General features: G+C 70.3%; 9 protein-coding genes. 6 read left to right on the top strand and 3 right to left on the bottom strand.

The genetic code is table 11. The annotated features are described in order from the left end of the window. Positions 1-94 precede the first annotated feature (94 nt). From ABZS97_RS23400 to ABZS97_RS23410, 3 genes are read left to right on the top strand one after another with little or no spacing between them, the layout of a single operon-like run. Entirely contained in the window at positions 95-1,042 is a 948-nt protein-coding gene (locus tag ABZS97_RS23400) for a sugar ABC transporter permease (RefSeq protein ID WP_356140261.1), read from the top strand. Next, complete coding sequence (locus ABZS97_RS23405) at positions 1,039-1,872, top strand: carbohydrate ABC transporter permease (RefSeq protein ID WP_356140262.1); 834 nt, start codon at positions 1,039-1,041, stop codon at positions 1,870-1,872. The genes ABZS97_RS23400 and ABZS97_RS23405 overlap by 4 nt, the downstream gene beginning before the upstream one ends. Then, positions 1,872-3,182, top strand: a complete 1,311-nt coding sequence (locus ABZS97_RS23410) for a sugar ABC transporter substrate-binding protein (protein WP_356140263.1) — start codon at positions 1,872-1,874, stop codon at positions 3,180-3,182. The genes ABZS97_RS23405 and ABZS97_RS23410 overlap by 1 nt, the downstream gene beginning before the upstream one ends. Here ABZS97_RS23410 and ABZS97_RS23415 read toward each other — a convergent pair. Next, a complete protein-coding gene (locus tag ABZS97_RS23415; RefSeq protein ID WP_356140264.1) occupies positions 3,173-4,420 on the bottom strand; it encodes a hypothetical protein in 1,248 nt (415 codons plus the stop codon). The two genes, ABZS97_RS23410 and ABZS97_RS23415, sit on opposite strands and share 10 nt — an antisense overlap. A gap of 93 nt (positions 4,421-4,513) precedes the next feature. Between ABZS97_RS23415 and mgt the strand changes: the two genes are divergently transcribed. Continuing rightward, positions 4,514-5,770, top strand: coding sequence for a macrolide-inactivating glycosyltransferase (gene mgt, locus ABZS97_RS23420; protein ID WP_356140265.1), 1,257 nt, complete (start codon positions 4,514-4,516; stop codon positions 5,768-5,770). 71 nt (positions 5,771-5,841) lie between these two features. Here the strand turns inward: mgt and ABZS97_RS23425 are convergent, their stop codons facing one another. Continuing rightward, positions 5,842-8,100, bottom strand: coding sequence for an MMPL family transporter (locus tag ABZS97_RS23425; protein ID WP_356140266.1), 2,259 nt, complete (start codon positions 8,098-8,100; stop codon positions 5,842-5,844). Positions 8,101-8,408: 308 nt separating this feature from the next. Here ABZS97_RS23425 and ABZS97_RS23430 point away from each other — a divergent pair, with 308 nt between their 5' ends. Both ABZS97_RS23430 and ABZS97_RS23435 read left to right on the top strand, forming a co-directional pair. Then, positions 8,409-8,954 (top strand): DUF1697 domain-containing protein, encoded by a 546-nt coding sequence (locus tag ABZS97_RS23430; RefSeq protein ID WP_356140267.1) that lies wholly within the window; start codon positions 8,409-8,411, stop codon positions 8,952-8,954. Continuing rightward, complete coding sequence (locus ABZS97_RS23435) at positions 8,947-9,321, top strand: DUF4440 domain-containing protein (protein WP_356140268.1); 375 nt, start codon at positions 8,947-8,949, stop codon at positions 9,319-9,321. The genes ABZS97_RS23430 and ABZS97_RS23435 overlap by 8 nt, the downstream gene beginning before the upstream one ends. On the opposite strand, the gene ABZS97_RS23440 is transcribed toward ABZS97_RS23435, so the two are convergent. Next, positions 9,302-10,159, bottom strand: coding sequence for a transglutaminase-like domain-containing protein (locus tag ABZS97_RS23440; protein ID WP_356140269.1), 858 nt, complete (start codon positions 10,157-10,159; stop codon positions 9,302-9,304). The two genes, ABZS97_RS23435 and ABZS97_RS23440, sit on opposite strands and share 20 nt — an antisense overlap. Positions 10,160-10,315 lie beyond the last annotated feature (156 nt).

A 10,315-nucleotide genomic window follows, 5' to 3' on the forward strand; every position in this document is an offset into this window, starting at 1 on the left:
CGCGGTGTCTTGACGAGGTACACCGCCTTCACGACCATGACCGGGGCCGCCTGGACGGCCAGACCCGTACGAGCCGCCCAAAGGGGTCGATTACGTGGCACTGGTGAGCGCGACGAAACAGCCGGCACGGCGTGCGCCGCGCTCGGTGGGACGGCCGGGCCGGACCGGCGGGACCCCCGACCACGGGGCCTGGTTCCTGGTGCTGCCCGCGCTGATCCCGATCCTGGTGCTGAGCGTCGGACCGCTGCTGTACGGGATCGCGCTGGCGTTCACCGACTCGCAGTCGGGCCGCACCGAACCCACGCAGTGGACCGGCGCCCTCAACTTCCAGGACCTGCTGCACGACACGCTGTTCTGGGACTCGTTCAGGATCGGACTGCTGTGGGCGGTCGGGGTGACCGTGCCGCAGTTCCTGCTCGCGCTCGGACTCGCCCTGCTGCTCAACCAGAACCTCCGCTTCCGCTGGCTGGCGCGGGCGCTCGCGATCGTCCCGTGGGCGATGCCCGAGGTCGTCGTCGGCATCATGTGGCGGCTCGTCTACAACCCGGACGCGGGCATCCTCAACGAGACGCTCCGCGACCTGGGCCTCGGCGACGGACGCGACTGGCTGAGCGGCCTCGGCACCGCCCTGCCCGCGGTGATCGTCGTCGGGGTCTGGGCAGGCATGCCGCAGACCACGGTCGCGCTGCTCGCCGGGCTGCAGAACACCCCGCGCGAACTGCACGAGGCGGCCGCGATGGACGGCGCGGGCGCCTGGCGCCGCTTTCGCACCGTGACCTGGCCCGCCCTCAGACCGGTCGCCCTCGCCATCACGGCGCTCAACCTCATCTGGAACTTCAACTCCTTCGCCCTGGTCTACGTGCTGACGAACGGAGGACCCGGCGGCCGCACCCGGCTGCCCATGCTCTTCGCCTACGAAGAGGCCTTCCGCTACGGCCAGTTCGGCTACGCGGCGGCGATGGGCTGTGTGATGGTCGCGGTGATCTCCGTCGTGCTCGCCGTCTTCCTGGTGGGCCGGCTGAGGGGAGGCGAGGAATCGTGAGGACCGGCACCAGAGCGCGCGTCGGCCAGTACGCGGCCCTTCTCGGCTATCTCGTCTTCCTCGCGTTCCCCCTCCTCTGGCTGCTCTCCACCGCCTTCAAACCGCCACGGGAGCTGGCCAGTCTGCACCCCACCTGGATCCCCAAGGACCCCACTCTCGCCAACTTCCGCCAGGCGTTCGACGAGCAGCCGCTGCTGCACGCCGCCCTCAACTCCCTTGTCGCGGCGCTCGGCGCGGCCGTGATCGCCGTACTGATCGCGACCCCGATGGCCTACGTCATGGCCCGGCACCGCACCCTGCTCGCACGGGCCGCCACCGGATGGGTGGTGATCAGCCAGGCGTTCCCGTTCGTGCTCGTGATCATCCCCCTCTTCCTCGTGCTGAAGAACCTGCGGCTGATCAACTCCGTGCCCGGACTGATCATGGTGTACGTCGTCTGGGCGCTGCCGTTCGCCCTGTGGATGCTGGTGGGATACGTACGGGCCGTGCCGCTGGAGCTGGAGGAGGCCGCGGCGGTGGACGGTGCGGGGCGGCTGCGCACGCTGGTCTCGGTCACGGCGCCGCTGCTCGCGCCGGGCATCGTGGCGACGGCGCTGTTCGCGTTCATCACCGCGTGGAACGAGTTCTTCTTCGCGCTGGTCCTGCTCAAGACCCCGGAGAAACAGACGCTGCCGGTCGTCCTCACCCACTTCATCGGCGCTGAGGGTGTCGCGGACCTGGGCCCGCTGGCCGCGGCGGCGTTCCTCGCGACCCTGCCGTCGCTGGTCGTCTTCGCCCTCATCCAGAAGCGGATCACGGGCGGCATGCTCGCCGGGGCGGTGAAGAGCTGATGCGTACGAGACTGTCTGCAGCGCCGCATACGAGGCTGGTCGCGGCCGTCGTGCTGGTCCTGGCGCTGCTGCTCGCCGGATGCAGCGACGACGGGGGCGGCGGCTCCGGTGGTCGTATCACCCTCCGCTTCCAGTCCCTCGCCTGGCAGGAGGAGTCGGTCGCCGCCAACAAGGAACTGGTGAAGGAGTGGAACGCGGCGCATCCCGACATCAACGTCGAGTACGTGCAGGGGAATTGGGACAGCGTCCACGACCAGCTGCTCACCTCCTTCGAGGGCGGCGAGGCGCCGGACATCATCCACGACGCCTCGGACGACCTCGCCGACTTCGCGTACGGCGGCTACCTCGCCGACCTGAAGGATTTGTTGCCGGCCCGCCTCAAGTCCGACATCCCGCAGCACAGTTGGGACACGGCGACCTTCGGTGGCGGGATCCACGGGGTGCCGTTCCTCCAGGAGCCGCGCGTCCTGATCGCCAACGCCACCTGGCTGAAGAAGTCGGGAGTACGGATTCCGACGCCCGAAAAGCCCTGGTCCTGGGGCGAGTTCAGGGCCATCACGAAGGAGCTCGGAGGCAAGGGGAAGTACGGTGTCGCCTGGCCGCTCAAAGAGCCCGTCTCGGCCACCCTCAACCTCTCCCTCTCCGCCGGCGGCCGGCTCTTCCACCGGGGCGCGGACGGCAAGGTGACGGTGCGCTTCGACGCCGCCGACGCGACCGTGCCGCGCACCGTCCACGACCAGGTGAACACCGACCGCAGCGCGTCGAGCACCACGCTCGGCATGGGCGGCTCCGACACACTGCCCGGCTTCTTCGGCGGCAAGTACGCGATGGTCCCGCTCGGCTTCTCCTACCGTCAGCAGATCGTGCAGCAGGCGCCCAAGGGCTTCGACTGGCAGGTCCTGCCCGCCCCGGCCGGGGCCGACGGGCTCACCCAGGGCGTCAGCCCGCAGACCCTGTCGGTCTCCGCGGACAGCCCGCACAAGAAGGAGGCCGCCGAGTTCATCGACTTCCTGCTGCGGCCGAAGAACATGGTCCGCCTCGCGCTCGGCGACTGGATGCTCCCCACCGGAACGCAGGCCCTCAAGGACCCGGCCCTGCACACCGCCAAGAACGACTGGGCCACCGGCACGGCCCTCGCCGAGCACCTCCGCTCCGCCCCCGCCCAGTCCGTGCGCGGCTACCCGGAATGGAAGGACAAGGTCGCGACCCCCGCGTTCCAGGAGTACTACAGCGGGGCGATCGGCCTGGCGGAGCTGCGCCGGCGGCTGGTGAAGGACGGGAACCTGGTGCTGGCCCGCTATCAGCGCTGAGGGTCCTTGTGGCGCCGTACCTCCAAAGCCTCCTGGAAGTCGGCGAGGGCGTCGGCGAACCGTTGCGCCGCGGTGAGTGCGCTCGCGCGGTCGAGAAGAGCGCGGGCCACCGGCGCCGGATCGGCGGTCTGCCGCGCGAGGGCCACGCCCTCGTCGAACAGCGGCAGGAGCAGTTCGAAAAAGCGGTTCCGGTGCCCGGACTCGGCGTGGAGCACCGAGCGGATCATCAATTTGCGGTGCAGCCGGAACCGCTCGCCGGGATCCTGTGCCGCCTCGACGGCATCGCGCAGCGCGGGGAGTTCCGCGAAGTAGCTCTGGCGCAGGTCGGGCGACCACTCGTGGAAGTGCGCGCCGAGCGGGGGCGCGGCGCGGCCGGGCGCGGGGAGTTCCGCGGCCCGGCCGGAGAGGCCGAGCAGCACGACCCAGTAGGTGGACTGGTAACCGCTCCACTGCTTGGACTCTCCGTGAGCGGCCAGTTCGGCGAGGAGGGCGGCCGCCTCGTCGAGTGCGGCCGAGGCCTCGTCGGCCCGGGCATATCCTTCGTGCAGCTCCGCCAGCCGAAGCAGGGCGAAGAACAAGGACCTCGTGCCGGTCCTTCCGGCGGCGAGCTGGTCCCGTTCCCTCTCGACGAGTTCACCGGTCGCGGCCAGCGCCGTCTGCCGCAGCCCGGCGGCCTCCGCCTCCGCGGTCCACTCCAGCAGATGCCAGGCGAAGGCGCCCTCGCTCGGCCCTGCGGGCCGGGCGCGCCGCACCAACTTCTCGAAGAGTTCGGCCGCTTCACGATGGCGGCCCTCCTCCGCGAGCCCCCGCGCCCACAGCTCCACTCCCAGCCCGGCGGGGGTGTCCGGGTCCGCCCCGCTGGTTCGACGGTCGAGGCCCGCCATCTCCTCGCGCACCGCCAGGCCCTCGGGGCGCCGTGCCAGCTCGAACAACTGGTGCTGCTTCCATCGCAGCGCGTTCATCAGGAGGTCCGTGTGCTGCGGGTCGGACGGGTCCACCGCACGGGCGACCTCGACCGCCTCCTCGTAGAGGGCCAGTTGCGCCTCGCCCAGCTTCCGGTACTCGTCGCTGAAGCCCAGGTAGATCAACGCCTTGGACAGCCGCGGCAGATACGTCGCCGGGCTCACCCGCGCCAGCACCCGGCAGGCCTCGACCTCCTGGCGCCGGGTCGGCCGGCCCGACCCCAGCAGCACGGTGCGCGCCCGCAGCACCGCGTCCTGATCCACGTCCTCGTGCATGGCCCCCCGTTCCCCCGCTCATCCGTGCCCGAACGTTTATACGGCACGGGCGGCACCGATGGAGTCGGCCGGCCCGGGCAGGTCGGAGTAATCATGTTGCACGAGACGTATCGTCTCGCCTACCGTCGGATCATGACCACTCCACGCGCCCACATCGCCATGTTCTCCATCGCCGCCCACGGGCACGTGAACCCGAGCCTGGAAGTGATCCGGGAACTCGTCGCCCGCGGGCACCGCGTCACGTACGCGATTCCGCCCTCCTTCGCCGAGAAGGTCGCCGAGACCGGAGCCGAGCCGAAGCCGTGGCACTCGACACTGCCCACCGCCGATGACCCGGACGCGTGGGGCACCGAACCGATCGACCACCTGGAGCCGTTCCTCACGGACGCGCTCCAGGCCGAACCGCAGCTCGCCGCGGCGTACGAGGGCGACGAACCGGACCTGGTGCTCTACGACATCACGGCGTACCCGGCCCGGGTCCTCGCCCACCGCTGGGACGTCCCGATCGTGCAGCTCTCACCGAACCTCGTGGCCTGGGAGGGGTACGAGGAGGAGGTCGGCAGACCGATGTTCGAGCCGCTGAAGCAGACCCCGCGCGGGAAGGCCTTCTACGACACCTTCGCGCGCTGGATCGCCGACAACGCGATGGAGTTGAGCGTCGAGGACTTCATGGGCCGTCCCGACCGGTGCCTCGTCCTCATCCCGAAGGCGCTCCAGCCGCACGCCGACCGCGTCGACGAGCGGCGCAACACCTTCGTCGGCGCCTGCCAGGGCGACCGCGCGGCCCAGGGCGAGTGGCACCGCCCGGCGGGCGCCGAGCGCGTGCTGCTCGTGTCCCTCGGCTCCAGCTTCACCAAGCAGCCCGCCTTCTACCGCGAGTGCGTCAAGGCCTTCGGTGATCTGCCGGGCTGGCATGTCGTCCTGCAGATCGGCAGGTTCGTCGATCCGGCGGAGCTGGGCGAGGTACCCGACACCATCGAAGTACGGGACTGGGTACCGCAGTTGGCGGTGCTGCGCGAGGCCGACGCGTTCATCACGCACGCGGGGGCCGGCGGCAGCCAGGAGGGGATCGCCACGGGCACGCCGATGGTCGCCGTACCCCAGGCCGTCGACCAGTTCGGCAACGCCGACATGCTGGAGGCGCTCGGCGTCGCCCGTCAGGTGCCCATGGAGCAGGCGACGGCCGAGACCCTGCGCGAGGCCGTTCTCGCGGTGGCCGACGACCCGGGGGTCGCGCGACGGCTCGCGGAGCTCCGCGCGGAGATGGCCACAGAAGGGGGCACACGGCGCGCGGCCGACCTCATCGAGGCCGAACTGCCCGCGCGCGACCGAGAGCAGGCAGGCAAATGAGAAAGAGCCCGCCGGTTCCTGGGGGAACCAACAGGCCCTGACTCGAACGGAGTTACCGAACAGTGCCGGAGCTACACGCCGACCCTCTCGCCCTCCCTGGCGGACGGCGCGATGGCCTCGGACGACTCGTCGTGCGTGAGGTCGGGCATACGGTTCAGCCACTTCGGCAGGTACCAGTTGCGCTCGCCGAGCAGTGCCATCACGGCCGGGAGCAGCACACCCCGGATGACCGTCGCGTCGATGAGCACCGCGGCCGCCAGGCCCACACCCATCTGCTTCATGGACTGCATGGACAGCGTGCCGAAGATCGCGAAGACGGCGACCATGATGACGGCGGCACTGGTGACGACACCGGCCGTGGTGACGACACCGTGCCGGATCGCCTCCTTCGTCGAGTGCCCCCTCAGCCGCGCCTCACGGATGCGGGAGACCACGAACACGTGGTAGTCCATCGACAGCCCGAAGAGGATCACGAAGAGGAACAGCGGCAGCCAGGTGACGATGGCGCCCACGCCCTCCGCGCCCACCAGCGAGGCGCCCCAGCCGTGCTGGAAGACGGCGACCAGGATGCCGTAGGCCGCCCCCACGGACAGCAGGTTGAGGACGATCGAGGTGATCGCGATGGTCAGCGAACGGAACGACAGGAGCATCAGCAGGAAGGCGAAGACCACGACGAACGCGAAGACCGGGACGACCGACCCGATCAGCTGGTCGTTGAAGTCATGGCTGCCCGCGACCTGCCCGCTGACCGGTGCCTGAACGCCGTCGACCTTGCCGAGCGTGTCGGGCCGCACCTTGTCGCGCAGCAGCTCCAGGCTCTTGCCCGCCTTGTCCTGGTCGGAGCCGCCCACGAGCGGGACGTACACGAACGCCACGTTCTGCGCGTCGTGCACCTTGATCTCGACCGGGCCGCGCGAGGCACCCGAACTGATCGCCTCCGCACGGAAGTCGGCGAGCGCGGACTTCACGTCGGCGGCGTTGATGTCCTTCGCCTTCACGACCACCTGGGCCGGCTCGGAGCCGCCCGGGAAGGCGTCGTTGACCCGGTTGTACGTGCCGACGATCGGCAGCGAGTCGCCGAACTCCTGGTCCAGGGTGAGGTTCTGGGTCTTCATGCCGAGCGCGGGCGCCGCGATCGCCAGCAGCGCACCGGCCGCCAGGACGAACGCCACGGCGGGCTTGGCGAGCACGAACCGCAGGACGGCACTCCAGACCCGGCTCTCACCGTTGCCGCTGCGGCCCGCCTTCTTGCGGCGCTTGTCGGGGTGCAGGAACGGGATGCGTCCCTTCTCGACGCGCTCGCCGAGCAGTGAGAGCAGCGCGGGCAGCACCGTCACGGAGCCGACCATGGCGACGGCCACGACCATCAACGAGGCCAGGCCCATCGCCTCGAACCCGGCGAGCCCGGTGAAGAGCATTCCGGCCATCGCCACGCACACCGTGACACCGGAGACGACGATCGCGCGGCCACTGGTCGCGGCGGCGATCCGCAGCGCGGTGTCCGCGTCCCGGCCCGCCGCGCGCTCCTCGCGCTCACGCCGCAGGTAGAACAGGCAGTAGTCGACTCCGACGGCCAGACCCACCAGCAGCATCACGGAGTTGGCGGTGTCGCTCATCGGCTGCAGATGGCTGACGAGGCCCATCAGGCCCATCGTCGCCATGATCGCGGTGACCGCGAGCGCGACCGGCAGCAGCGCCGCCACGAGCGCGCCGAAGGCGATCAGAAGAATGCCGAGGGCCACCGGCACGGCGGACAGCTCGGCCTTCTTGAAGTCGTCACCGAAGGCGTCGGTGAACGTCTTCTGCATGCTGGCGCCGCCGATCTCCTCGATCCGCAGCCCCGAGTGGTCCTTCTGGACGTCCTCGACGGCGTTCAGGACGGGCTCCACGCGGTCGCCCGCGGTCTTCGCGTCGCCGCGCATGTCGAACTGGACGAGCGCGCTGCGGCCGTCCTTCGAGATCGTCTTCGTGTCGTACGGCGAGGTCACGTCCGTGGCCTTGCCGGTCGCGTCGACGGCCTTGACGACCGCGGTGACGGCGCTGCGGAACTCGGCGTCCGTGGACGTGAGGTTCTTGTCCCTCGCCTGGATCAGCACCGTCTCGCCGGCCGGCTCGTCGATCCCGGCGTCGTTGATGATCTGCGAGGCGGTGTGCGTCTCACCCTTGAGCTGATCGTTCTCGTCGACGTCGACGCGGCCCGCAGCCGAGCCGAGTCCCATGGCGAGGACGACGAACAGCACCCAGATGCCGACGGCCGCCCATCGGTGCCGGGCGCTCCAGCCGCCGGCCCTTGCGGCCAGACCTCGCACCCGTATATCTCCGTTCCCCATGACGGGCCAGCCCCCTTGTGCGTGGTGGCAACCCCCTGTCGCCACCTTTCTCTATGAAGGTAGGGGCCGGATAAGCGCGTCTCGTCGTGCTGTTCGATGAACCGGCGGAGGTCGGAGTCCTCCCCTCGGACCTGGTCGGCTCCCCACTGAGGAGGACGGGGCCCCTTACACGTATAGGGGTTCGGATCGCCGATCCGTCGACCGGAACGCCGGACGGGCTCCTGAAGATCGTCGAGGGACGCGGCGCTCCTGACCGCGGCCGTCGTGCCCACCCCCATGGGGCACGGCGGCCGCTTTATGGTGTGCGGATGACGATGTATGCGGCGCTGCTGCGCGGGATCAACGTGGGCGGCAACAAGAAGGTGCCGATGGCCGAACTGCGCACGCTGATGCAGGGCCTCGGGTACGACTCCGTGGCCACCTATCTGCAGAGCGGCAACGCCGTCTTCGGCAGCGACCACGGCGATGAGGACTCCCTCGCCGCGGAGTTGGCGCACGCGATCGAGAAGCACTTCGGCTTCACCGTCGGTGTGCTCGTACGCGACCACACCTACCTCAAGGCCGTACGCGAGGCGTGTCCGTTCCCGGCCGCCGAACTGGAGGCCAAGCAGTTGCACGTCACCTACTTCTCCACACCCGTCGGCGCCGAACGGTTCGCCACCGTCGACGCGGTGGCCTTCCTCCCCGAGGAGTTCCGCCTCGGCGACCGCGAGCTGTACCTCTACGCCCCCGAGGGCCTCGGCCGCTCGAAACTGGCCGAGGCCCTCTCGAAGCCCCGGCTGCTCAAGGGCCTCACCGCCACCACCCGCAACTGGAACACCGTCGTCAAACTGGAGGAGCTCACCGGTGCCTGAGCGCAACCCCGCTGTCGAGGCCGCCGTCGAAGCCGAACTGCGCCTCCTCGACCCGGAGGTGCGCCGGTCGCCCGAGCTGGTCGGGGCGCTGCTCCACCCGGAGTTCCACGAGTTCGGCGCCTCGGGCCGGCACTGGGACCGCGCCTCGATCATCGCCGCGCTCGCCGTGACCACCGCGCCGGGCGCCCGGCCCGTCGTCACCTCGCACATGAAGGGCGTCCAGCTCGCCCCCGACCTCGTCCACCTCACCTTCGACACGGACCACAACGGCCGCCGCGCACACCGGAGTTCGCTGTGGCGTCGGACGGGTGAGGGGTGGCTGCTGTACTTCCATCAGGGGACGGTGTTCAGCGCCGCGGAAGGGTGACGTGCCGCAGGCCGAGGTAGGGCGAGTGGGAGAGGATCTCGACCGGCACGGCCAGCAGGGGGTGCGCGTGGAGCCGGCGGAGGTCCTCGGGTGCACGGGCCGCGGCCACCGCGTCGATCAGCGCGAAGTCCTCCTCGGTGAGCGAGTCGTAGCGCTGCTCCCCCGCCAGTCCCCAGCCGTCCCACGGCAGTGGTTCCGTGCCGTTCAGCGCGGCGAGGTCCAGTACGACACTGTTGAGGACGAGCCACATTCCGCGCAGTCCGTCCACGGCCCACACCCCGAACGTCTCCGGGTCGGCCTTCCCGGCCCGGCACGCCTGCCAGGCCTGCCCGGCCACGACGAAACGGTCCCTCGGCACGTCCAGCGGGTCGAAGGGTACGTCGTGGTCGCCTCCGTGCACCTGCGGGTCGATCAGTCGCCAACTCCCGTCCGGGAGCCGGTATTCGGTGACCCAGTGGTCGTCGTGGAAGCCCTCGACGAAGTACGTGGCGTAGCCGCCGCGGATCCTGGCCGGTGTCCCCGTCGCCCGCAGCAGCGAGCACAGGAGCAGCGCGAAGTCCCGGCAGGTGCCGACGAAACGCTGCTCGGGCGCCCGTCGCTCGGTGAGCGGCGCGTCGCCGCGTTCGCGCAGGATCCGCAGCAGCTCGGTCACGTAGCGCGACTCCGCGTCCTCGTGCAGGCGTTGCTCGGGGATGGCGTACCCGAAGCGCTCGCCCTCCAGGCGGTGGATGATCAACCCCCGGACGAGGGAGGCCAGTTGGCCGGGCTCTCGTGGTAGCCCGCCGACGTCGAGGTCACCGGGGTCGCTGTACGGGGTCTGCGTCAGGTGGAGGTCCATGACGACGAGGCTGAGGTCTGCCCTTGGGGGAAGGTCAACGGGGGCGCGGGTGGGGGCCCTACGGGGTTTTCGCCCCCTCCGCCCCTACCCGTCCCGTAGACCTGGGGGCTGCCGCCCCCAGACCCCCGCTTCGGCCTGAACGGCCTCGTCCTCAAA

This window comes from Streptomyces sp. NPDC005485, from assembly GCF_040606085.1.
GTDB lineage: Bacteria > Actinomycetota > Actinomycetes > Streptomycetales > Streptomycetaceae > Streptomyces.

What these genes read in the sequence shown, in the direction of transcription:
- ABZS97_RS23430 (WP_356140267.1), top strand. Translation starts at nt 8,409, where the DNA reads ATGACGATGTATGCGGCGCTGCTGCGCGGGATCAACGTGGGCGGCAAC.
- ABZS97_RS23410 (WP_356140263.1), top strand. Translation starts at nt 1,872, where the DNA reads ATGCGTACGAGACTGTCTGCAGCGCCGCATACGAGGCTGGTCGCGGCC.
- ABZS97_RS23425 (WP_356140266.1), bottom strand. Translation starts at nt 8,100, where the DNA reads ATGGGGAACGGAGATATACGGGTGCGAGGTCTGGCCGCAAGGGCCGGC.
- ABZS97_RS23440 (WP_356140269.1), bottom strand. Translation starts at nt 10,159, where the DNA reads ATGGACCTCCACCTGACGCAGACCCCGTACAGCGACCCCGGTGACCTC.
- ABZS97_RS23415 (WP_356140264.1), bottom strand. Translation starts at nt 4,420, where the DNA reads ATGCACGAGGACGTGGATCAGGACGCGGTGCTGCGGGCGCGCACCGTG.
- mgt (WP_356140265.1), top strand. Translation starts at nt 4,514, where the DNA reads ATGTTGCACGAGACGTATCGTCTCGCCTACCGTCGGATCATGACCACT.